17 protein-coding genes and 3 pseudogenes are annotated in these 23348 nt (G+C 67.2%); 6 read left to right on the top strand and 14 right to left on the bottom strand.

Annotated elements, in window-relative coordinates:
• Window positions 1-34: 34 nt before the first annotated feature.
• A pseudogene (locus ASE11_RS21950) lies at window positions 35-1400 on the top strand (aldehyde dehydrogenase family protein).
• A gap of 17 nt (window positions 1401-1417) precedes the next feature.
• Here ASE11_RS21950 and ASE11_RS21945 read toward each other — a convergent pair.
• Window positions 1418-1672, bottom strand: coding sequence for a hypothetical protein (locus ASE11_RS21945; protein ID WP_056276810.1), 255 nt, complete (start codon window positions 1670-1672; stop codon window positions 1418-1420).
• A 223-nt stretch (window positions 1673-1895) separates the two neighbouring features.
• On the opposite strand from ASE11_RS21945, the gene ASE11_RS21940 reads away from it, so the two are divergent.
• Entirely contained in the window at window positions 1896-4373 is a 2478-nt protein-coding gene (locus tag ASE11_RS21940) for a DUF1631 family protein (RefSeq protein ID WP_082585944.1), read from the top strand.
• Here ASE11_RS21940 and ASE11_RS21935 read toward each other — a convergent pair.
• On the bottom strand, window positions 4340-5254 hold the full coding sequence (locus ASE11_RS21935; protein ID WP_321166274.1) for a helix-turn-helix transcriptional regulator: 915 nt from the start codon (window positions 5252-5254) through the stop codon (window positions 4340-4342). The two genes, ASE11_RS21940 and ASE11_RS21935, sit on opposite strands and share 34 nt — an antisense overlap.
• A gap of 61 nt (window positions 5255-5315) precedes the next feature.
• On the opposite strand from ASE11_RS21935, the gene ASE11_RS21930 reads away from it, so the two are divergent.
• Window positions 5316-6545, top strand: coding sequence for an MFS transporter (locus ASE11_RS21930; protein ID WP_056276806.1), 1230 nt, complete (start codon window positions 5316-5318; stop codon window positions 6543-6545).
• Between the two features lie 9 nt (window positions 6546-6554).
• Here the strand turns inward: ASE11_RS21930 and ASE11_RS21925 are convergent, their stop codons facing one another.
• From ASE11_RS21925 to ASE11_RS21880, 10 genes and pseudogenes are all read right to left on the bottom strand, one after another.
• The gene (locus ASE11_RS21925) at window positions 6555-7433 is read right to left on the bottom strand and encodes a sugar phosphate isomerase/epimerase family protein (RefSeq protein WP_056276803.1); all 879 of its coding nucleotides are present in this window, start codon (window positions 7431-7433) and stop codon (window positions 6555-6557) included.
• Window positions 7433-8617 carry a dihydrodipicolinate synthase family protein gene (locus tag ASE11_RS21920; protein WP_056276799.1) on the bottom strand — a complete coding sequence of 395 codons (1185 nt, stop codon included), beginning with the start codon at window positions 8615-8617 and terminating at the stop codon, window positions 7433-7435. Before ASE11_RS21920 ends, ASE11_RS21925 begins: the two co-directional genes overlap by 1 nt.
• Window positions 8618-8619: 2 nt before the next feature.
• Window positions 8620-9783: a Gfo/Idh/MocA family protein gene (locus ASE11_RS21915; RefSeq protein WP_056276794.1), complete on the bottom strand. Its 1164-nt coding sequence runs from the start codon at window positions 9781-9783 to the stop codon at window positions 8620-8622.
• A 43-nt stretch (window positions 9784-9826) separates the two neighbouring features.
• Window positions 9827-10797: pseudogene (locus ASE11_RS21910) on the bottom strand (tripartite tricarboxylate transporter substrate binding protein).
• A gap of 172 nt (window positions 10798-10969) precedes the next feature.
• Window positions 10970-12325: an enolase C-terminal domain-like protein gene (locus ASE11_RS21905; RefSeq protein ID WP_056276790.1), complete on the bottom strand. Its 1356-nt coding sequence runs from the start codon at window positions 12323-12325 to the stop codon at window positions 10970-10972.
• A pseudogene (locus ASE11_RS26790) lies at window positions 12322-13081 on the bottom strand (sugar phosphate isomerase/epimerase family protein). Before ASE11_RS26790 ends, ASE11_RS21905 begins: the two are co-directional and overlap by 4 nt.
• A gap of 68 nt (window positions 13082-13149) precedes the next feature.
• A complete protein-coding gene (locus ASE11_RS21895) occupies window positions 13150-14649 on the bottom strand; it encodes a tripartite tricarboxylate transporter permease (protein WP_056276785.1) in 1500 nt (499 codons plus the stop codon).
• 22 nt (window positions 14650-14671) lie between these two features.
• Window positions 14672-15160 carry a tripartite tricarboxylate transporter TctB family protein gene (locus ASE11_RS21890; RefSeq protein ID WP_056276782.1) on the bottom strand — a complete coding sequence of 163 codons (489 nt, stop codon included), beginning with the start codon at window positions 15158-15160 and terminating at the stop codon, window positions 14672-14674.
• A gap of 21 nt (window positions 15161-15181) precedes the next feature.
• Complete coding sequence (locus tag ASE11_RS21885) at window positions 15182-16186, bottom strand: Bug family tripartite tricarboxylate transporter substrate binding protein (RefSeq protein ID WP_056276780.1); 1005 nt, start codon at window positions 16184-16186, stop codon at window positions 15182-15184.
• A gap of 77 nt (window positions 16187-16263) precedes the next feature.
• Window positions 16264-16914, bottom strand: coding sequence for a TetR/AcrR family transcriptional regulator (locus tag ASE11_RS21880; protein WP_056276777.1), 651 nt, complete (start codon window positions 16912-16914; stop codon window positions 16264-16266).
• Window positions 16915-16952: 38 nt separating this feature from the next.
• Between ASE11_RS21880 and ASE11_RS21875 the strand changes: the two genes are divergently transcribed.
• From ASE11_RS21875 to ASE11_RS21865, 3 genes are all read left to right on the top strand, one after another.
• Window positions 16953-18653: a thiamine pyrophosphate-binding protein gene (locus tag ASE11_RS21875; RefSeq protein ID WP_056276774.1), complete on the top strand. Its 1701-nt coding sequence runs from the start codon at window positions 16953-16955 to the stop codon at window positions 18651-18653.
• Between the two features lie 122 nt (window positions 18654-18775).
• On the top strand, window positions 18776-19471 hold the full coding sequence (locus tag ASE11_RS21870) for a helix-turn-helix transcriptional regulator (protein ID WP_056276772.1): 696 nt from the start codon (window positions 18776-18778) through the stop codon (window positions 19469-19471).
• Window positions 19472-19477: 6 nt separating this feature from the next.
• A complete protein-coding gene (locus ASE11_RS21865; protein WP_056276769.1) occupies window positions 19478-20128 on the top strand; it encodes a Crp/Fnr family transcriptional regulator in 651 nt (216 codons plus the stop codon).
• 100 nt (window positions 20129-20228) lie between these two features.
• On the opposite strand, the gene ASE11_RS21860 is transcribed toward ASE11_RS21865, so the two are convergent.
• Window positions 20229-22229 carry a S8 family serine peptidase gene (locus ASE11_RS21860; RefSeq protein ID WP_056276766.1) on the bottom strand — a complete coding sequence of 667 codons (2001 nt, stop codon included), beginning with the start codon at window positions 22227-22229 and terminating at the stop codon, window positions 20229-20231.
• Window positions 22226-23341, bottom strand: a complete 1116-nt coding sequence (locus tag ASE11_RS21855; protein WP_056276764.1) for a phosphatase PAP2 family protein — start codon at window positions 23339-23341, stop codon at window positions 22226-22228. Before ASE11_RS21855 ends, ASE11_RS21860 begins: the two co-directional genes overlap by 4 nt.
• Window positions 23342-23348 lie beyond the last annotated feature (7 nt).

Here is a 23348-nt window from a genome sequence, read left to right as displayed (position 1 = left end):
CCACTGCCGGGGCGCCAGACCTATCATCCGGCTCATGACCCAGATACCCCCGACCCTTCCCTTGCGTGCGCTGTTTGACGCCCAGCAGCATGCCAGCCGCGCCAAGATCGATGTGCCGCTGGCGCTGCGCCGCGAGCGGCTGTCCCGCCTGAAGGCACTCATCGACACGCACGGCGCTGCGTTGTCCGACGCGGTGCAAGCCGACTTCGGCGTGCGCTCGCGCCAGCTCACCGAGGTGGCCGACCTGTTCGTGCTGCGCGCGGCCATCGGCCAATTGCACAAGGAACTGCCGCACTGGATGAAGACCCGGCGCGTGGCCACGCCGCTGTACCTCAAGCCCGCCCGGGCGCACATCCAGCGCCAGCCGCTCGGCGTGGTGGGCATCATCGGCCCCTGGAACTACCCGCTGCAGCTCACGCTGGGGCCCGCCGCCACAGCGCTGGCCGCGGGCAACCGGGTGATGCTCAAGCCCAGTGAACTCACGCCCCACACCTCGGCCCTCATGGCCTCGCTGGTGCAGGGCGCCTTCTCGGCAGAAGAATTCAGCGTGGTGCTCGGCGGCGCCGATGTGGCCCACGGTGGCGGCGGCCGCCGCGGTCAATCTCACGCCCACGACGCTGGAACTCGGCGGGAAATCGCCCTGCGTTGTGGATGCGTCTTGCAATCTGGATGAGGCGGCCGTGAAGATCGCGCACGGCAAGCTGCTCAATGCTGGCCAGACCTGCATCGCGCCCGACTACGTGCTGCTGCCGCGCGGCCAGGAGGCCGCCTTCGAGCGCGCCTACACGGCCGCCGTGGCGCGCCTGTTTCCCACCATCGCCGGCAACCCCGACTACGCCGCCATCGTGAGCGACCGCCACCATGTCCGCTTGCAAGCCCTGCTGAGTGAAGCCTCGGCGCAGGGCGCTCGTGTGGTCGACGTGGCGCCACCCGGCGCGGCGGCTGCAGTCTCCACCGCGCGCCAGATGAACCCCACCCTGGTGTTCAACCCCGGTCCGGGCCTTCGGCTGCTGGACGAAGAAATCTTCGGCCCCATCCTTCCGGTGTTGAGCTACGACTCGCTGGATGAGGCCATCAAACGCATCAACGCCGCCGCGCGCCCGCTGGCGCTGTACTGGTTCGGCACCGACACCGCCGCGCGCGACCGGGTGATGAACAACACCGTGAGTGGCGGCGTGAGCGTGAACGACACCCTCATGCACGTGGCCCACGAGAACCTGCCCTTCGGAGGCGTGGGCGAGAGCGGCTGGGGCGCGTACCACGGTGAAACCGGCTTCCTGCGCCTTACCCAGCAAAAACCTGTTCTGGTGCAGTCGCGCTTCTCGATGGGGCATCTGTTCTACCCGCCCTATGGCCCGCGTTTCGACCAGATCATGGGCCTGCTCAAGCGCTGGCTGTGATCCGCGGCTGAGCCCGCTCAGACGCCAGCGAGCGCGTCGTCGTCGGCCTCGGGCTGCACCACGGCCGCCGTGTTCTGCAGGTAACCCTTTTGCATCAACCCATAGGCCAGTTCGGACACATCCGAGCCCAGCAGCAGGGACAACTCCTGCTCGCTACGCCGGCCGTTGGCCATGAGCAGCAGCGTGTGGGCCTGGCGGCCCACGGCGTCGGGTCGTGAGAGGGCCTCCCATGCCATGTTCGTCTTGGCGTAACGCCGGATGGTTTGCATCATTGTTGTGTTTCCCTGAAGCCTGCGCGTGTGTGGACAGCACCCATGCATGTTGCATGCCAGTTGTGACAGTGTCTTGACGCCGGGGCCATTCGGCGGACCGGTTGACCGTTCGGAGACCGATATCTGCCTTATCTCAGCGGTGTCGTGCCCTCGGTGGCTTGCGCAGGTATAACCGTGACGTGTTTCACACTCCGACCCAGCGGCAGAGCGCCGCAACCAGGCGATGACGGTACCCCCCAGATTGCTGCAACAGTGCCTGTCCGAGGCGCTTGAAGACGCCCCCGCGATGCTGGGGCGCTGTCTTGACGCGGCGGTGGTGAGCCTGCAGGAGGCCGAAAAGCAGTGCCTTGAAGTCGCTCAGCGCGACCGCCTGGCCAGCGCCTGGTGGCGCATGCGCCAGGAAAAGGAAGGCTGGGTGGCCGATTTCCCGCAGCGCCTGCGTGAAGCGTTTGCAGTGCCCACCGATGCCCCTCAGTCCTCGCGCACCTCGCTGCTGAGCGAATCCACCTACCTCTCGCTGGTGGAAGACGACACGGTCACCGAATCCATTGAATCCGCGCGTCTGCTGCAAAGCCTGCTGCCGCCGCTGGAGCAGGAACTCAAGGTGCTCGATGCCCTCATGAGTTCGCTGCAGGGGCTCTCGACCGTGCAGGCCGACATGAACCCGCTGCGCCCGGCGGTTTTCGTGCGGGCGCTGCGCGAGATGATGTCGCTCGACGAGCCGGACTCGCAGATGCGCGCCCTGTGGCTGCGCCATTGCGGCAAGACCATCGGCCATGAACTCAAGGGCTTGTATGCCCGCCTGGCATTGGTGCTGCAGCGCGCCAACGTGCAGGAAGCCGGTTACCGCGTGCGGCTGATCGCCGAGGCCCCGGGCGCGGCGGCCCGCTCTGCGGCCAGTGCAGCCCGGGCTGCGCGCGGCGCCGGCCCGGCCGCCACCGAATGGAACCCGTCGGGCCCGGCGCCACTGGACTATCGCGGCGACAGCACGCGCGATGCGCATTTTGGCGACTCCATGCCCGACATGCCGCAACTGGCGCGCTTGCAGACACCGGTGGACAACCAGTACCTGCACAACTTCCTGGAGAAGGGTGGGCAGCGCTACGAACAGTCGCTCGCGCCCGAGTACTACGAGCAGGTGAGCGAGGAACTCGCGGCCATTGAGGCGTTTGCCGCCATCCCCACGCTTGACGAGTCGATGGTGGTGCGGCGCAGCGAGCAATACAAGGCGCTGCCCGTGGTCGACCGGCCCGCGCGCGCGGTGGACATCGGCACCCAGCTCAGCCAGAAGACCTGGGGCGATTTCGCAGCGGCCCACGAGCGCGCCCGTGTGCTCATGCAGCTCAAGCAGAAGGCCGAGCGCGTGGCGCAGGCCATGGGCCTGGACGTGGTGCGAAAGCTGGTCAACCAGGTGGCCCAAGACCCGCTGCTGCTGGCACCGGTGCGCGAAGCGGTGGTCGCGCTGGAGCCCTCGCTCCTGCGCCTGGCCATGGCCAATCCGCGCTTCTTCAGCGAAGACGCGCACCCGGCCCGCCGCCTGGTGGAGTGCGTGGCGCAGCGCAGCTTCAAATACAACGACGAATTCTCCAGCGAGTTCGCCGAGTTCTTCCAGCCGGTGCAGCAGGCGTTCAACGCCCTCAACGAGCTGGAGACAGAAGATCCACAGGCCTTTGCCATCGCGCTCGACGAGCTGCTGCAGGAATGGGAAAGCCAGGACCGCCAGGACGTGGCGGCGCAGGACAACAACCTGCAGGCGATCCGCCACGCCGAAGCGCGCCAGACCCTGGCCGACCAGGTGGCGTGGGACCTGAGCCAGCGCCCCGATGTGGACAACGTGCCCGGCTTCATCCTCGACTTTCTCTACGGCCCCTGGTCGCTGGCCATTGCCTCCGCCCAGCTTCAAGCGCAGAAGGGTCAGGTCGATCCCGGGGGCTACCGCAAGGTGGTCTCCAACCTGTTGTGGAGCACCAAGAAGGACGTCACGCTGCGCCTGCCGGCTCAGTTGCTGGAAATGGTGCCGGGCATGCTGGCCACGCTGCACGCCGGGCTGGAGTCGCTGGGCAAGACCCGCGACGAAACCAAACCTTTCTTTGACGCCCTCATGCGCCTGCATCAGCCGGTGCTGGGTCTGCGGCGCGCGCGCGCACGGGCCGACGCGAGCGCGTCGAATCCGGTTCCGCTGGACACCTCGTCGATGTCGATGGAGCTCGACGAGACCTTGCCGGCCACACCCGAGCAGCGCAAGCCGCGCAAGGCCGCCCAGCCCTGGCTGGGACGCGAAGAGCTGGAGGCGGCGGGTTTTGAAGACACCATGCCAACCGATTTCTCCGAGCTCACCGAGAACCGGGGCGTGCCCGAGGTGACGCCGGCGGAGGCGACCAGCGTGGATGAAGCGGAGAGCGAAGAGGGCATTCCGTTCGACGCCATCACGGTGCTGGCGGGCTTGCGCGAAGGCGACTGGGTCGACCTGTATTCGCACCGCGAATGGCTGCGTGCCCAGCTCATCTGGGCGAGCAACCGCGGCACGCTTTTCATGTTCGTGAGCCGCGGTGGTCGCCCCCATTCCATGACCAAACGCAGCTGCGAACGCCTGATTGCCAACCGCCTGCTGCGCCCGGTGGACGGTCAGAGCGTGGTGCGCAAGGCCATCGAGGCCATCGCGGCCGATCAGGCCCGCGTCGAAGAGGCCGTGCCGGCCTGAGGTTGTGCCCTGGCCTGCTCGCGAAGACGCGTCGGCGGCAGGCCCATGGCCGACTTGAACATGGCCGAGAACGCGCTCTCGCTCGCATAGCCACTGGCTTCGGCCACCCGCCCCACCGACACACCGCGCGCCAGCATGGGCAGGGCGTGCGCCAGCACCACCTGCTGGCGCCAGCGCTGAAAGCTCGTGCCCAGTTCGTCGCGAAACAGCCGCGCCAGGGTGCGCTCGCTGGCGCCGCCGTGCGTGGCCCAGGCTGCCAGCGTGGCGTGCTGGGCCGGGGCCTCCATCACCGCTTCACACAGGTTGCGCAGCCGTCGATCGCCGCCCGTGGCGCTCGGCATGGGCACACCCAGCGGCTGGGTGTCGGCGTGCTCCATCTCGTCAAACAGTAGGGTGTGCAGCGCGCGCCCGGCTTCGCCCGACGGCCGAAGCGGCCGGTTCAGGGCATGCACCAGTTCGCGCAGCAGGGGCGAGACCACCAGCACGCGCGAACGCGTCCAGTGCGCTGGCACGGCGCTGGCGTCGATGTACAGAGTGAGCAGCTGGGCCGACTCCACGATGGTCACCGCGTGGCGCGCCAGCGGCGGGATCCACACCGCGCGCGAGGGCGGCACGATGGTGGTGGTCTCCAGTGGCGAGTGTTCGTCAGCCGCGTCGGTGTGGACCACCGTCACCTGCAGCAGCCCACGTGCGCAGTAGGCCAATTGCCCCCAGGCATGGTGGTGCGGTTCGAACTGGTCGTCGCTGTCGACCTGGCGCGCACGGCAGCGCACTGGATGCGCCGGCGTGGGGCAATACGGGTCGGTGTCGGTTGTTGGCAGAAGCCGGCGGTGGGTGGATGGGCGGCGCATGGTGGGCTCCCGGCTGGGGTTGGCTGACATTCGACGATGTTTGTCGTTCTGTCGCGATTGCGCATTCTCCACCCGCCCTACCATCGTGTCCATGAACACCGCCACCTTGCGCGTTGCCGCGCCCGCCAATCCCATTCCGCTCAAACAGGACGCCGCCGTCATCGGCCTGGTGGGCCTCGTCCACGGCACCTCGCATTTTTCGCAGTTGCTGCTCGCGCCGCTGTTCCCGGTGTTCATCCGCGAGTTCGGCCTCTCGTTTGCCGATGTGGGCCTGCTCATGACGGTGTTCTTCGTCATCTCCGGGATTGGCCAGGCCATGGCCGGGTTTGTGGTGGACCGCATCGGCGCGCGCCCGGTGCTGTTTGGGGCGATCGGCATGTTCTTCCTGGCTGCCGTGGCCGCCTCGCAGGCCAACAGCTACGCGGGCCTCATGCTGGTGGCGGTGCTGGCTGGCACGGGCAACGCGCCCTTGCACCCCTGCGACTTCACCATCCTCAACCAGCGCGTGTCGGCGCCCCGGCTGGGCCATGCCTTCAGCGCCCACGGCCTCACCGGCAACCTGGGCTGGGCGCTGGCGCCCGCGCTGCTGGTGGGCATCTCGGCCTGGGCCGACTGGCGCGTGGCCTACCAGGTGGCGGCCTTGTTGTACCTCGTGATCCTGGGTGTGATGTTCTGGCAGCGCGACAAGCTGCGCACCGAGGTGGTGGTGCAAGCGGCGGGCGCGCCGCGCGGGGGTGATCTCGGCTTTCTGAGGTTGCCGGTGGTGTGGTGGTGTTTTGCCTTCTTTCTGCTCTCCACCATGTCGCTGGCGGTGGTGCAGAGCTTTGCGCCGTCCATCCTCAAGGCCATGCACAGCACGAGCATGGAAGTGGCCACGCTGACCATCAGCGCCTACATGCTGTGCGCGGCCTTCGGCATGCTGGTGGGCGGCTTCGTGGCGGCGTACAGCCACCAGCATCAGCTCTCCAGCGACCACGTGGTGGCCTGGGCCATGGCGCTGGGTGCCGTGCTGCTGCTGGTGTGCGCCACCGGTTGGCTGGGCTCCATCGGGACGCTGGTGGCGTTGGCCGCCACCGGTTTTGCCGTGGGCGTGGGTGGCCCCAGCCGCGACCTGATGATCAAGCGCGCCACGCCCAAGGGTGCGACCGGCCGTGTCTATGGCACGGTGTACTCCGGGCTGGACGTGGGCTTTGCCGCCGCGCCCTTGTTGTTCGGCCTGTTCATGGACCGTGGCTGGTTCGCTGCCACGCTGGTGGGCAGCGCCGTGTTTCTGGGGCTGTCGGTGGTGGCGGCGCTGGGCGTGGGCCGGCGCACCGCCTGAAGCCGTGCTTCACACGGCGCTGCGGTGCCGCTCGATGCAGGTGGTCAACACCTCGTCGTGATCGCGTTGCCACCAGTTGCCGGTGGAAAAAATCTCCACTTCGCTGAAGCCCGCGAAGCCCTGCGCTTCCACCCAGCCGCGGATGCGCGGGATGTCGATCACGCCGTCGCCCATCATGCCGCGGTCGTTGAGCAGGTCGGTGGTGGGGGTGAGCCAGTCGCACACGTGAAAGGCGAGCAGGCGGCTTTGGCCCGCGCGTTCGATCTGCGCCCGCAACTTCGGGTCCCACCACACGTGGTACACGTCCACCGCCACGCCGAGCGCGCCGGTCTGGCCCGGGTCAAGCGCGTCGCAGACGTCGAGCGCCTGTTCCAGGGTGTTGATGCAGGCGCGGTCGGCCGCGTACATGGGGTGCAGCGGCTCGATGGCCAGCGGCATGCCGGCGGCCTTCGCGTAGTCGAGCAGCTCGGCAATGCCGTCGCTCACCTGCTGGCGCGAGCGCGCAATGTCCTTGTGCGCGGCCTGACCGGCCAGCGCGCCGGGCAGGGCGCCGACCACCAGCACCAGGCAGGCCGCATTCAGTTCGCAGGCCTCATCGACGGCGCGGCGGTTGTCATCGCGTGCGGCCTGCAGGCCAGCGGCGTCCACCGCCGGGAACATGCCGCCGCGGCAATAGCCCGAGAGCTTCAGACCCAGCGCCTTCACCTGGGCCGAGATGGTTTTCAGTCCCACGGCCGCGACCTGATCACGCCAGGGCGAGATGGCGCCGATGCCATGCCGCGCGCAGGCGTCGAGGATGTCGGTCAGCGGCAGATCCTTGCCCCGGCTCTTGCGAACCGTGGCGGTGTTGATGGAGAGCCAGCGGTGGTCTTGCGAGAAATCACGCATCACTCCACCCCATGCAACGCGGCCAGCGTGCCCATGCGCCGCACCGCCAGCTCAGGTTGCTCCAGCAGGTTGGCCGCGTCGGCCAGGCGGAACAGCTCGGCGAAGTGCTGCAGCGAACGTGTGCTTTGCTGGCCCCCGACCATGGTGAAGTGCTTCTGGTGGCCGTTGAGCCAGGCCATGAAGACCACACCGGTCTTGTAGAAGCGCGTGGGCGCGGCAAAGATGTGGCGCGACAGCGGCACTGTGGGGCCCAGGATGTCGTGGAACTTCTGCACATTGCCCTGCGCGAGCTCGCCCAGCGCAGCGCTGGCGGCCGGTGCGATGGCGTCGAAGATGCCCAGCAGCGCATCGCTCTGACCATGCGTGACTTCGCTACCGACACCATCGCCAGCGATGAGTTCGGCGTAGTTGAAGTCGTCGCCGGTGTACATGCGCACGCCTGGCGGCAGGCGGCGGCGCATGGCGATCTCTTTGTCCTTGTCGAGCAGGGAGATCTTGATGCCGTCCACCTTGTCCGGGTGCGCCGCGATCACGGCGAGCGCGGTGTCCATCGCCTGGTCGACATCGTTGCTGCCCCAGTAGCCTTTGAGCGCGGGGTCGAACATGTCGCCCAGCCAGTGCAGCACCACCGGCTGTTTCGCCTGGCTGAGGATGCGGTCGTACACGCGCTCGTAGTCGGCCGGGCTTTTCGCCACGCGGGCCAGCGCACGGCTGGCCATCACGATCAGCTTGCCGCCGAGTTTCTCGATCGCGGCCATCTGTTCCTCGTAGCCGGCGATGACTTCATCGACCGTCTTCACGTTCTCCAGCATCAGGTGGTCGGTGCCGCAGCCGGACGCCACGAGCGCCCCGGGCACGTCTTTCGCGGCGTCCAGCGAGCGGCCGATCAGCTCCAGCGAGGTGGGCCAGTCCAGGCCCATGCCGCGCTGGGCCGTGTCCATGGCCTCGGCGACCCCCAGGCCGAGCGACCAGAGCCGCTGGCGGTAAGCGATGGTTTCGTCCCAGTCCACCGCGCACTGCAACCAGGGGTCGATGGCGGCCAGCGGGTCGGCCACCACGTGGGCGGCCGAGTAGGCGATGCGGTTGAACTTCACACCCGCTGCGGGCTTCACCGGGGTGGTGCCGCGCAGCGCGTAGGCCTCGACCTGGCCCGAGGTGTTGGGCAGTTTCAGGGACAGTGCCATCTTCAAACTTTCAGTGGAGGTACGTCGACCCAGCGGCGTTCCTTCCAGCTGTCCAGCGCGGCTTCCACCAGCTGCACACCCTTGGCGCCTTCGGGCAGAGTCCACTTGTAGGGCTCGTTCTCCACCACGTGGCGGATGAAGTGTTCCCACTGGATCTTGAAGCCGTTGTCGTACACCTGCGTGTCCGGCACGTCCTGCCACTGATCGGAGAAATCCATGGTGTTTTTGACGTCCGGGTTCCACACCGGGCGCGGCGTGTTCACGCGGCTTTGGGCCTTGCAACCGGTCAGCGTGGCGACAGCGGAGCCGTGCGTGCCGTCGACATGGAAGGTCACCAGGTCGTCGCGATTCACGCGGGTGGCCCAACTCATGTTGAGCTGCGCGATCACGTTCTCACCGTTGTGGCCGACCAGTTCGGCGGTGGCGTAGGCCGCATCGTCGGCGGTGCACTCGTAAGGCTTGCCGGCTTCGTCCCAGCGCGTGGGGATGTGCGTGGTGCCGATGCACGAGACCGACTTCACTTCGCCGAACAGGTTGTCCAGCACGTAGCGCCAGTGGCACATCATGTCCAGGATCATGCCTCCGCCGTCTTCCTTGCGGTAGTTCCAGCTGGGGCGCTGGATCGGCTGCAGGTCGCCTTCGAACACCCAGTAGCCGAACTCCAGGCGCACGCTGAGCATGCGGCCGAAGAAGCCGGCGCGGCGCAGCATGTCGAGCTTGCGCAGACCGGGCAGGAACAGCTTGTCCTGCACGGCGCCGTGCTTGAGGCCCGAGCTTTCTGCCAGGCGCGCGATCTCCACGGCCTCGTTGAGGTTGGTGGCGATCGGCTTCTCGCAGTACACGTGCTTGCCGGCGCGGATCGCCTTGGCCAGCAGGGTGGGTCGCATCTGCGTGGTGCCGGCGTCGAAGAAGATGGTGTCGCTCTTGTTGGCCAGCGCGGCGTCGAGGTCGGTGCCCCAGCGCGCGATGTTGTGGGTCTTGGCCAGCGCTTCCATCTTCTCGGCGTTGCGGCCGATCAGGATGGGGTCGGGCATGACCCGGTCGCCGTTGGAGAGCGTCACGCCGCCTTGTGCGCGGATGGCGCAGATGGAGCGGATCAGGTGCTGGTTCATGCCCATGCGCCCGGTGACGCCGTGCATGATGATCCCAAGTTGTTGAACAGCCATCGTCAGGTCCTTCTCTTTCTTTGAAAATTCAGCGGGTTCAGATTCAATGGGCCACTTGCAGGCCGGCGGCTTTCACCAGCACGGCGTTGCTCTTGATTTCGTCTTTGATGTAGGCATCGAACTGCTCGGGTGAGAGCGTCCAGGCGTCGGCGCCGAGCTTGAGGAAGCGTTCTTCACCTCGGGCGTTGCCAGGGCCTTCACCACCTCGTCGTGCAGGCGGTTGACGATGTCGCGCGGCGTCTTGGCCGGGGCCATCATCCCGATCCAGAAGTTGAATTCGGAGCCGGGCACACCAGCCTCGGTGGTGGTGGGCACGTCGGGCAGGGCGCTGGCGCGGCGCGGCGAGCCCACGGCCAGGGCGAGCAGGTGGCCTTCCTTGATCTGGCCGATCACCGGAGCGATGGGCGAGAAGTAATAGTCCACGCGGCCGGAGAGCACTTCGGTCACGGCTTCGGCCGAGCCCTTGAACGGGATGTTGAGCGCGTCGATCTTCGCGGCCATCTTGAACTTCTCGGCGTTCAGGTGGGTGGCGCTGCCCTGGCCGGCGGAGGCGAAGTTCATCTTGCCCGGGTTGGCCTTGGCGTAGGCCAGCAGTGCCGGCAGCGTCTTGATGTTCTTGCCGGGGGCGATCACCAGCACGTTGGGCGTGGACGTGATCGGCGTGATGCCGGCGAAGTCGGTCGCGGTGTCGAACGACAGCTTGGCGAAGGTGGACGGGCTCACCGTGTGCGACGACGAGTGGATCATGATCGTGTAGCCGTCGGGCGCGGCCATGGCCACCGCCGCCTGGCCGATGGTGCCGCTGGCGCCGCCGCGGTTGTCCACCACGATGGGCTGGCCCATGCTCTGGCTCATCTTGTCGGTGATGGCGCGCGCAATGATGTCGGTGGTGCTTCCGGCGGCAAACGGCACGATCACGCGGATGGCCTTGTTCGGGTAGGCCTGCTGCGCGGAGGCGGGCAGGCCGGCGGCGAGGGCGAAAACGGTCAGGGCGGTCGCGTGGATGAGTTTCATGCTGGTCTTCGGGGTGTTGTGCAGTCGCTGTTTTAATTCACCATTCAGTGAATAGAGGAAATTATAGGAATGGAATCTGCTCGCTGCAATGGACTTTTACGGGATAGATGTTAGGGTTTGTACTGAGACTTCGCATTCTGATCGGCGCATCAATTCACCAAATGGTGAATGATCAGGCGATGGTCTGCAGACTGCGCCACTGCGGCACGGCGGCCGACGCAAAGCCGGTGACGTGCAATGAGGTGAGGTCGAGCTGGCCATGGCGCACGCTCAGGTGCGCGCGGCCCGAGGCGGTGTCGTACAGGCTGGGGTGGGCCTCGGCGAAGGCTTGCGCCTCGGCCGCTGGCGCGGTGCCGAAGCCGTCCACGTAGTGATGGCCGTTGCGCTCGATGTGGCGCACGCCCAGGCTGGCTGCGAGCAGCGTGTCCTGCTGCACCGCCAGGCCCGCCTGGCAGGTCAGGTCTTCGCCCGAGAGCAGCAGGCGCGGGTCTTGCGCAATGCGGTGTGCGTTGGCCAGCGAGCGGTAGATGCCTTTGCAGGCCTTGCTCGATATGCCACGGTAGCCCAGCACCAGGCCTTCTTCCAGCGCACCGGCGTGGTCATCGGACTCGTCCAGGATCACCGGCACGCCAATGCCCAGCGATGCAATGGACTCGCGCAGCGCCACGGCGCGCGCCAGCGGTTGCTCCAGCAGCAGGGTGCGCTCGAGCAGGTCGGCCAGGGCGGGGGTGGCCTGCAGCGCCTGCCAGAAGCGGCCCAGGCTGGCCGCGTCGGTGAAGGTTTCGTTGCCGTCCAGCGTGACGCGGTGGTTGCCGCCCAGGCGCGCCAGCACCTCGGCAATCCGCGTGAGCCGTTCCACGTCGGCGTCGATCTGTCCACAGAGCTTGAGCTTGAAATGGTGCAGGCCGTGGCGCTGGATGGCCGCTTCCAGCGTGGCGGGCAGGCCGTCTTGCGGGTCGGTGCCTGCGTCGTGCGCGGTCAGTCGGTCGGCCAGGCCCACGGTGTGGCGCAGCACCACCTGGGTGGGTCGCACCAGTTCCAGTTGTGTGCTCCAGGGGTCGCCCAGCACACCAGCGCGCAGCCCATCGACCCACGATCGGTTGGCCGCGCGCAGGGCCGCGTCGGCCACCGCCTTGTCGAGCAGGGCCGGGCCGAACTGCGCGGCCAGGCGGGGCAGACCGCGCGCCACTGATACGGCGATGGCGTTGTCGCCGGCCGTCTGCGAAAGCGCGTGCGGGCTCATGGGCTCGCGGGCTGCCAACACCGCATCGCGCGCATTGCGCAGTGACTCACGCAGTTGTTCGAAGTTCTGTTCGTGCGTGAGCGCGGGCGACTTGTCGAACCATTTGGGCACCATGAGCTCCGCGCTGGCGCCTTCGAAACTGCGCCCGTCGACGTCGCCGACCACCCGCACGAACGCCTGCGGGCATTGCGTGACGGTGGCCGCGCCAAAGCGGAACGGCAGGCGCAGCGTGACGTGGCGCTGGTACAGCTGCACCTCGTGGATGCGCAGGCTCACGGCGGTCATGACAGGTCTCTCCAGATGTGGCGCACATGGCGCGCCGAGATGTCGGCGCAGCCCGGTCCGTCGGGCAGGTATTCAAAAGGCTCCACGGCCACCCAGCCGGTGTAGCGCATGTCTTTCAGCACCTGCAGCACCGGGCGCTGATCGGTGTCGCCCTGGCCGGGGCCGCGACGGTTCTTGTCGTTCACCTGCACGTGGGCGATGTGGCCGCTGGCCAGGAAGGTTCGCAGCACCTCGTGCACGGGATCGCTTTCGCTGTGCGATGCGGCGCTCACGTCCAGCATGGTGCGGATGGCGGGCGAGCCGATGCGGTCCACCAGCGCGGCCGCTTCGGCCACGGTGTTGATCACGTTCGTCTCGAAAGGCCCGAGCGGTTCGAATGCAATAGACGACGCCGGCCGCGGCCGCGTGCGGCGCCAGTTCGGCCAGCGCGGCTTCCAGCCGCGCGGTGGCCTCCAGCACGCTCTGGCCTGGTGCCGGGGAGCGCTGCCTGGGTGAGCCGTGCACCAGCACGCGCGCGCCGCAAGCGGCCGCGAAGTCGATCAGTCTGCGCAGCAGGTCAAGCGTGCGGCGACGCAGGGCCGCGTCGTCCGTCACCAGCGACAGCCCCTCGGGTTTGACGAGCAACCAGTGCAGGCTGGAGACCACCAGGCCATGGCTGTTCGCAGTGGCACGCACCTGGTTCGCGGCCGCAGCGTCGAGCGTCGTGGGGTCGTTGGTCAGCGTGAAGGGCGCGATCTCGAGTGCGTCGTATCCCATGCGTGCGGCGGCCTCGCATTGCTCGACGAGGCTGAGCGGCAGCAGCACCTCGTTGCACAGCGCCAGCTTCATGCCGCGGCCTTGCGTTGGACCGGCCGGCGGTACAGGCTCCAGAGCTTCCAGCCGATGGTGGCGAAGATCATCGCGGCCACCGTGCCGGCGATGGGGCGCGTGAAGAAAGGCGCCAGGCTGCCGTCGGACAGGATGAGCGCGCGGCGCAGGTTTTTCTCCATCAGGTCGCCCAGCACGATGCCCAGCACCAGCGGCGCCATGGGGTAGCCGAAGTGGCGCAGGAAGAAGCCGATCACGCCGAAGGCCAGCATCACGTAGACATCGAACAACCGCCCCGCGATGGCAAAGCTGCCGACCGCGCAGAGCACGAAGATGATGGGCACGATCAGGTGCTGCGGCACGCGCAACACCTGCACCAGCGCCTTGGTGAGCAGCAGGCCGTAGATCAGGATGCCGATGGTGGCGAACAGCATCATGGCGACCACGTCGTACACGAACTGCGGGTTCTCCACCATGATCAGCGGGCCGGGCTTGATGCCGTGGATGATCATGGCCGCCATCAGCACGGCGGCCGGTGCCGAGCCCGGAATGGCCAGCGTGAGCACCGGGATCATGGCGCCGGGCACGCAGGCGTTGTCGCCGGTCTCGGCGGCCATCAGGCCTTCCACCGAGCCCTTGCCGAACTTCTCCTTTTCCTGGCTCGCGCGCTTGGCCGCGGCGTACGACGACCAGGCCGCCACGTCCTCGCCCACGCCGGGCACGATGCCCACGCCGGTGCCGATGAGGCCCGAGCGCAGGATGGTGCGCCAGTACTGGGTCACGTCGCGCAGCTTGGGGATGACGGTGTCGAACGCGCTGATCTTCACCGGCAGCTGGCGCTGGCGCATGGCGGTGAGCAGCTCGGCGAAACCGAAGGCCCCCACCAGCGCGGGCACGAGCTGGATGCCGCCGGCCAGGTCGCGCACGCCGAAGGCAAAGCGCTCGAAGCCGTACTGAGGCTCCTGGCCGATGGTGGCCACGAACAGGCCCGCGATGCCGGCGATCCAGCCCTTGAGCGGGTCGTCGCCGGTGAGCGTGCCGGCAATGATGACGCCGAACAGCGCCAGCCAGAAGAACTCGTAGGCGCCGAACTTCAGCGCCAGGCCGCCCAGCACCGGCGTGAAGGTGGCCAGGAAGAACATGCCGATCAGCGTGCCCATGACCGAGCCGGTGGTGGCGATGCCCATGGCGCGACCGGCCATGCCCTGGCGAGCGAGCTGGTAGCCGTCGAGGCACGACGCCGCCGACGCGGGCGTGCCCGGGATGTTGAGCAGGATGGCCGAGCGCGAGCCGCCGTAGATGGAGCCCACGTAGGTGCAGATCAGGATCAGCAGCGCCTGGCTGGGCGGCAGTTTGAGCGTGAGCGTGGTCATGAGCGCCAGCGCCATGGTGGCGGTGAGGCCGGGCAGGGCGCCCATGATCACGCCGACCAGCGAGGCGAGCAGGGCGTAGGCGATGGCCTCGGGCGTGCTGAAGCGCACGATCGATTCACCGAAGAGGATCAGTCCGTCAAACATGGCGTGGTGTGCTGGGGAAGGCTCAGGGGAGACGGACGAGGAAGATCTGCTGGAACACGGTGGTGACCACGGCCGAGGTGAGCACGCCAGCAAGCAGGGACACGGTGAGGCGGCGCGCGGCGGAATGCTCCGGCGGCGTGAACAGCGCCACGAAGGCGGCGACGAACACGCCGGTGGCGAACCAGAACGGCACGCGGCCGATCAGCCCGGCGGCGTAGGTCAGCGAGAGCGCCAGCGTGATGCCGATGCGCCGATTGAACAGAGGTTGGGCCGTTGGTGTGCCGCTCTGCTGGCGGATGCGCAGCCAGCTGCGCAGCATCAGCACGGTGCCCAGCAACAGCAGCACACCGCCCAGCATGCCCGGCACGAAGCCCGGCATGGTGTAGAGCTCGGCGCCCATGGACTCGAAGCGCTCCATGCGCCACGCCAGCACCACGATCAACAGGCCAAAGCCCGCCCAGCCCGCACCGCCCCAGAGGTCGGAGCGGGCGGATGTTTCACCCTCGGTCATGCGGTGTTCCGTGTGGGGGAATCAGGGCTTGGGGATGCCCACGGTGTCGGGTGACACCTTGGCCTTGCCGGCGGCCTGCTGCGTCCAGGCGTACGACTGGATGGCCGGGAACACCGCCTTCTGTGCTTCCTCGCCCGCCATCGGCGCAAACATGGCGCCACGCGATTGCGCGTACTTCTTCAGCGCATCGCTCTTGACCATTTCGGTGGCCCAGATCCTGTCCAGCGTCTGCTTGACCTCGGGCGGTGCGGCCTTGGGCACGAAGATGCCGAAGTAGTTGATCGGATCCTTGAAACCGGGGATGAACTGAGACAGCGGCGGGATGGTGCCGAAGCCTTCGATCTCGATCGACTTGTCGCCCACCACCGCCAGCGGGCGAATCTTCTTGGCTCGGATCATGTCGGTCTGCTCGGCCGCGAGCTGTGTGGTTACCTGGGTCTCGCCAGAGGCGGCGGCCACGGCAGCGGGTGCGCCACCGTCGTAGGTGACGTGTTTGTAGGTGACGCCAGCGGCGCGCGCGATGGCTTCGATGGCCGAGTGGCCGCTGGAGTTCACGCCCGCGGTGGCCACCGAGACCGAGCCCGGGTTGGCTTTCATGGCCGCGAGCAGTTCGGTCATGGTCTTGTACGGCGTGTCCGCGTTGACGCCCACCACTGCGATGTGCGCCACGTTGAGGTACAGGTTCCAGTCGCTGGCGGAGGTGTCGAGCATGCCCAGCACCTTGTAGGTGCCGAGGTCCTTGGCGCCACCGGCGGTCCAGGTGTAGCCGTCGGCCGGTGCGGCCATGGCGTTCTTGGTGCCCACCGAACCCGAGGCGCCGGGCTGGTTCATGATGACGATCTTCTGGCCGAGGTGCTTCTCCAGCTCGGCCGCGGTCACGCGCGAGACCTGGTCGGTGGAGCCGCCCGGGGCCCAGGGCACGATCAAGGTGATCGGTCGGTCGGGCTTCCATTGGGCCATCGCGCTGGCCGAGGCCACAGCTAGCAGGGAGGTGATGAGCAGTTGGCGGAGGGGAACGGTTGTCATGCAATGTCTCCTGGAGTTAATTCACCGAACGGTTAATACTAAAAATCCACCCGCCCAACGTCAAGCCGCAAAACCGCTCAGTTCATCAGGACATACCCTAGGATCACGTCGCACATGTGGGAGAGCCTTTCGCTGTGCGCCTTGGGCGTCATGAGATCGCGTCCGAAGATGGCCGACAGCGTGTGGTTGTTCGACAGGTAGAAGTACGACAGCCCGGCGATCGACACGTAGAGCTGAAGTGGATCGACGCCGCCGCGAAACGTGCCGTCTGCGCGGCCGCGCTCCAGGATTTCGCCCAGTGTGGCGATCAGCGGCGAGTTGAGCTGGCGCGCCCTTTCCGATTGTTCGAGATGCCGCGCGCGGTGCAGGTTGGCGCTGTTGAGCAGGGTGAGGAATTCGGGGTGTTCAAGGTAGTAGTTCCAGGTGAACTCCACCAGCCGGCGCAGCGCAGTTTCGGGTTTGAGGTGCAGCAGGTTGAGCTGGCGCTCCTCCTCGCGGATCTGCCGGTAGGCCTGCTCCAGCACCGCCTGAAACAGCTTCTCCTTGTCTTCGAAGTAGTAGTAGATCAGGCGCTTGTTCAGCCCCGCGCGCTCGGCGATGCGGTCCATGCGCGCACCCCCCAGGCCATGCTCCGAGAACTCGTCGCGCGCCGCGTTCAGGATGGTATTCTGCGACCGGTCGGCGTCTCTCAGGCGCTCTTCTGCAACCGGCGTGGGTGTGGTGCTCATGCTGGAATAATTCCCCATTTGGTTAATAAAGTCAATCCATGCCCAGCATAGCCGGCCATCTGCTCGTTGAATGCCTGATTGCCCAAGGCGTGACCCACGCCTTCGGTGTCCCCGGTGAAAGTTACCTCGCCGTGCTCGACGGCTTTCACGCCCACGCCGAGCGTATCCGCTTCATCACCAACCGGCAGGAAGGCGGCGCGGCTTTCATGGCCGAAGCCCAGGGCAAGTTGACTGGCCGGCCGGGCGTGTGTTTCGTGACGCGCGGCCCGGGCGCCACCAACGCCTCCATCGGTCTGCACACCGCGTTCCAGGACTCCACACCCATGGTGCTGTTCGTGGGCGATGTGGCCAGCGACGCACGCGACCGCGAGGCCTTCCAGGAGGTGGACTACGCATCGTTTTTCGGTCCGTCCACCAAGGGCATGGCCAAGCGGGTGGAGCGCATCGACGACGCGCGCCGCATTCCCGAGTACGTGTCGCGTGCCTTTGCCACCGCCATGAACGGGCGGCCCGGTCCGGTGGTGCTGGTGCTGCCCGAAGACATGCTCACGCAAACCGTGGACGCGCAGCCCTTGCCGCGCGTGGAGCCGGTGCAGGCCTGGAGCGACCCGGGCGCGCTGCGCGAACTGCGCACCCTGCTGCTGGCCAGCGAGCGCCCGCTGGTGATTGCCGGTGGTGGCGGCTGGACGCCGCAGTCGGCCGCCGCGCTGCAACGCTTCGCCGAAAACTGGCAACTGCCGGTGGCCAACGCGTTCCGCTTCCAGGACACCTTCGACAACCACCACCCTCTGTACGCTGGCGACGTGGGGCTGGGCATCAACCCGGCACTCGCTGCGCGGGTGCGCGAGAGCGATCTGCTCATCGCCATCGGGCCGCGTCTGGGCGAGGCCACCACCGGCGGCTACACGCTGATCGAGGCACCGGTGCCGAAACAGAAGCTGGTGCACATCCACGCCAGCGCCGAAGAGCTGGGCCGCGTCTACCAGCCCACGCTGGCGATCAACGCCACCATGAACGCGGCCGCGCGCAGCCTGGAGGTGCTCACCGCGCCACCCGATGTGAGGTGGGCCGGCTGGGCGCAGGCTTGCCACGCCGACTACCTGGCCAACATCGACCCCGCCAACGGCGGCATCACCTTGCCCGGCACCATCGACATGCCTGCCGTCATCCATACGCTGCAGAAGCACCTGCCCGCGGACGCGGTGCTCACCAACGGTGCCGGCAACTTCGCCAGCTGGTTGCACCGCTTCTACCGCCACCACGGTCTGGCCAAAGGCCACAAGACGCAGCTCGCACCCACCAACGGCGCCATGGGTTACGGCGTGCCGGCCGGCATCGGCGCGGCCATTCTCACCGGGCGCACGGCCTTCACCATCGCTGGCGACGGTGATTTCCTCATGAACGGCCAGGAACTCGCCACCGCCGTGCAGCACGGCGCCAGGAGCATCGTGCTGCTGCTCAACAACGGCAGCTTCGGCACCATCCGCATGCACCAGGAGCGCGAGTACCCTGCCAACGTCAGCGGCTCGGCATTGTCCAACCCCGACTTCTGCGCGCTGGCCCGCGCCTATGGTTATGCGGCCGAGCGCATCACGCACACGGCAGAGTTCGAGCCCGCGCTGCAGCGCGCCCTGGCCGCGCCGGGCGGCAGCTTGATCGAGGTGTTGATCGATGTGGATGTGATCACGACACGTGGCACGCTCACGGCCATCCGCGCGCGCGCGCAGTCGCCCGGCTGATCGCCACACGCCGGGCCGCGTGGCGATTTGGTGAATAGATCACAAAGCCCCTGGCACTCCCATACACCCTCTGGAGGCACTGCCTGCCTAGACTGGTCTTATCCAATCAAAGGAGAGTGGCCATGTGGCAAGCAACCGGTGCAACCAAGCTATCCGAGTTTCACGAGCTGGGCGGGGTGCCAGGTCAGCCCTCCATGGGACGCGCACACCTGCTGCGTGTGCTCGATGAGGTCGACTACGGCATGCTGATCATCGACGCGCAGGGAACGATCCTGCATGCCAACCACCTGGCGCGGCACGAACTCGCCAGCGGACGCATGCTCATGTCGTACGGCAACACGCTGCTGGGCAGCAACGCCGAGTTCACCGCCCAGATGCAACTGGCCATGGAGGCTGCGTTTCGCGGCCAGCGCCGACTGGCGCTGCTCAACAAGGGTGAGCGTGAGCTCGCCATGACCTTCACACCCCTGAGTCACCCGCTAGAAGCCGACCCGCCCACCGTGCTGGTGATGCTGTCGCGTCAGAGCACCTGCGACAACCTGGCGGTGCGCATGTTTGCCCGCACCATTGGTCTGAGCCCGAGCGAAGAAGCGGTGCTCATGGGTTTGTGCCGCGGCCTGGAGATCCCGGAAATCGCGTCCGAGCACGGCGTGGCCTCGTCCACCATCCGCAGCCAGATCAAGACCTTGCGCGAGAAGGCGGGCTCGGCCAGCATCCGCCGGCTGCTGCAGCGCATCAACAGCCTGCCGCCGGTTGTGCCCGCCTTGCGCATCGTGATGCCGATGCCCCACAATGCCGCGGAGTCAATCCACCCGTGAGCATGGATGCCAGTCATACCTTCCGCCTCTGTATTTGCCCATCCCAACCAACACATTGAAGCGCTGGCCTCGCAAGGTGTACAGCGCCGCTACCGGCGCGGCACGCTTCTGATCCAGGAAGGCGAGACCGGCGACACGCTGTACATCGTGCTGCAGGGCCGCCTGCGGGCTTTCCTGTCGGACAACAACGGCCGCGAACTCACGTTGGGCCTCTACGGTCCACTGGAGTACGTGGGCGAGATGTCGCTCGATGGCGGGCCCCGCTCGGCCAACGTGGAGGCCGCCGAGCCCAGCACCTGTTCGGTGGTGACCCGCACCACCTTGCTGGCGTACATCGCCGAGCACCCCGAATTTGCGCTGGAACTCATGGCGCGCCTGATCCGCCGCGCCCGACTGGCCACCGAAAGCGCGCGCAGCGTGGCGCTGATAGACGTGTATGGACGCCTGGTCCGCTTGCTCAACACCCTGGCGCAGATCCCCAACGAGCGGGGTGAACGCGCGCTCAAGGAGCGTCTGACCCACCAGCAGATGGCTCAACACCTGGCGTGCTCACGCGAGATGGTGAGCCGCTTGCTGAAAGACCTGGAGACCGGCGGTTACATCGCCGTGCGCGAGCGCTGGATCTGGCTGCTCAAGACCTTGCCGGCCCGCTGGTAGTGCTCCCCCCGATGCGCCTTCGGCGCTTCCCCCCAGGGGGCAACACCTGCGGCCCGGCAAAGCCGGTTCCGCGGTGTTCCCGGTTGGAGAGTTCTGGCACTCAAGCGCCATTGATCAGGCGGCGCGCCTCCTGCGGCGCAGCGGAGCTGGTGCCCGCCAGCCGCACCACGCTGCCGCTGAGGCTGCCGGCACCCAGCACGCCCCACAAGGCGGGGTTGGTGTCGCTCGCGGCCAGTGTGTCGGGCACCTTTTTCACGCCGGGGCGTTGCGGCCGGCTGGCGTCCGGGTCGGGCTTGCGCGGGGAGTACAGCGCAAAGTGCCCGCTGGGCGATGCGTGCTGGCGAAGGCCGCCCACGCTCACCGTGTTCTGCCCGGTCGACAGGCTGTTGAAGGTGCCGCTGCGCCGGATGGGCGTGGGGTTGCCCGGGTGGTCCACGAAGCTGCCGATGTTGCCGCTGGTGTCGTACCACGCGTCTTCAAAGTAGGACTGCCGCGCGCCGGTGTTCTGACCCAGCGCCACGTCGTCCCGCTCCACATAGGCATCGAACACCACGGGCTCGGTGCCGGTGTTGGTCAACGTCACTTGCCATGAGCCAAGCGGTGCGGTGACTGCCTTGGCACTGCGGCTGAAGGTGGGCGCCAGCGCCAGCAGGGCGCAGGTGCTGCCGATGCCCAGCGCCGAGTCGTTCGGAAAGATCAGGCCGCACATCGGCAGGCCGTCGGCCCCCAGCCACAGGCCCGACGCGCCTTTGCGCAGCGGCGGCAAGGCTTGCGCATGGCCGGGTGGTGTCACGCTGATCTCGATACCTTGCGCATCGTCGGGCAGCCAGATCTCCAGAAAACTCTGCGTGCGGTCGTCGGGCTGCACACGCCAGTGCAAGGGCACCGATGCGCCCGGTGCGAGCGTGTCGTTGGCGTGGGTGCGGCTCTGGTAGGCGTTGCCCGCGGGCACGGTCACCTGCAGACGTCCCTCGCACAGATCGATCAGCTGGTCCATAGCAGCCTCCAGGATGGAGCTGCCGTCGTGCGGGCCGGCCAACGTGCCCCAGCTGATGTTCACCACCAGTTGGGCTTGGGGCGTGCAGCGCGCCAGGATGTACATGAGTGCGTCGAGCACGCTCACGTTCATCGCGCCGCCAGACGTATCGAGCACGTTGGACCAGTCCAGCTGCACCGCGATCAGGTCGCAGCGACTGGCCTCGTCGTCCCGGAGTTGCAGCAGGTTGCCCGAGCCGCAGGCCAGGCTCATCACGTGTGTGCCGTGGTTGACGGGTTTGCTCAGGTCCCACAGCTGGAGGTGCTCATAAAGCGCGTCTTCGTCCAGCCGGCCATGGTGCGTGTGGTCCGCCATGGCTTTGTTGATCGCAGCGCCCGAGAGTTCGTGGCCGTAGCCCATGTCGCGTGGTCGGGGGCCGGCGCGAGCTGGATCCAGCGGTGTCTGGTGGTGCGGTTCGTTGCCCGGCCAGTTGCCATCCTGCGTGTCGTCCTGGCGCCAGAAGTGTTTTACCCGTGGGCGGCCTTTGGCGTTGAGGAAGACCTGGTTGGCAAAGGCCAGTCCGCCATCGATCAGGCCCAATACCTTTCCGTTCAGGCGATCGGGTGCGTTGACGGGATGTGCGCCGGGCGTGCAGGGGTCGTGGATCGGCTGCGTGTGGTGGCCCACCGGCAGGCCGAGTTCCAGGCGCTGGATCAGGCCGCGCAGTTGCGGATCGGAGCGCAGCCGCTGAAAAAACTTGGGCTTCACGTGCGCCGTGCAAAAGCGCAGCGCAGGCAGATTGAGGTACACGCGCGGTATCTGCAGCCACTTCGTGCTGGAGGCAGCCACCAGCGCCGGAACATCGGCAGGTGCAGTGAGCTCGATGACGATGGGCAGCCACTTCGGCGGCTTGCCTTTGGGCTTGCCGCGGTAGCCGGCGAACTTGTCGGCTTCGGCCCAGGCCAGGTAGGGGTCTTGCCCGTCAATCGCGCCAGGCGCACTCCAGTGGATGCCGGTGAATTCGCCTGTGGGCAGGGGCGACCAGCTTGCGCCGCTCACTGAGGTACCTTCGCCTTGCGGGCTGCGGTGCGAGCTTGCTTGGGAGCGGCCCGGCGCTGTGCTCATGCCCACTCCTTGAGCGCTTCCCCCCAGAGCCAGGCAACCAGGGGTGCGTTGCCCACACCCGTGGTGCTCGCCGATCGGGTGTAGGCGTGGCCGCTGGTGTGGTCCATCGACTGGTGCAGGCTGAAGTCCAGCGGTTCGCCATTGGGGCCTTCGAACAGGCGGCCGTCGAAACCGCGCTCGTGCACCTTGGTGCCGGTGGCCCGCGCTACCAGAAACTCGGCCAGGGCGGTGCCGAGCAGGCGACCTGCTGCACTGTCCACCGGGAAGTGCAGGCCTGCCACGGTGCGGTTGACCGCGATGCGCGCGGCCAGGCGCTGCAATTGTTCGCGGCTTTCCGTGCCGTTGGGGGGCGTGCCGGCACCGGGCGCGGCATTGAGCAGTGCTTCGAGCAACACTGCCATCGCGAAGGCTTCGGTGGCGTGGCCGCTGGGCCAACTGCCGTGCCCCGGTGTTTCGATCATGGGTTGGATCTGCGGCGAGAAGGCCACTGGGCGGACGCTCGCGAAAATGTGCTTGAAGCGCATCTCGACGAAAACACACAACGAGAACACGAGGTCGATCAGCTGCAGCGTCTTCTTGTGGCGGTGCGCCGTGAGGCCGATCACGGACGAAAAGAATGCGATCGGCGGAGTGCGTTGATCCACGATTTCCGCGGCCCGGTCGGCGCGCAAGTCGGCGTAAGCCGCTACCAGATCGAGCTGCTTCTTGAACTGCGCCTTGGTCGGTGCACGCATGTGCACCAAGGGCTTGCGCTGGATGTTGTTGGACTGCAGATTGGCAAACTCCAGCACCGCCTCCTTGGGACCATTTCGCGTTTTGAAGAGCAGTCCCTCGACGAGTTCGGTGAAACAAGCTTCAACGCGGGGGCCATCGGCCCAAAGCCTGAGGTTGTCGGGCTTGTCGAAAGCAGGCTCGCTGACATGCAAAGTGGCCCCAACGAAGGGTCCCACGATCGCTGCGCGACTCAGGAGCAGGGCGTCGGCCGACACCACCGCAGTGCCGAGCCCGCCGCTCAAACCTCCACTGAGCCCGCCGCTCAACCCACCGCTGAGGCCGCCGCTGAGGCCCCCGCTCAAACCGCCACTCAAACCCCCGCTCAGGCCACCGCTCATGACTACT

The sequence above is a fragment of the Hydrogenophaga sp. Root209 genome (genome assembly GCF_001428625.1).
Lineage (GTDB): Bacteria > Pseudomonadota > Gammaproteobacteria > Burkholderiales > Burkholderiaceae_C > Hydrogenophaga.
Note: the sequence above shows the minus strand (reverse complement) of the source record. Positions and strands in the feature narration are given on the sequence as shown.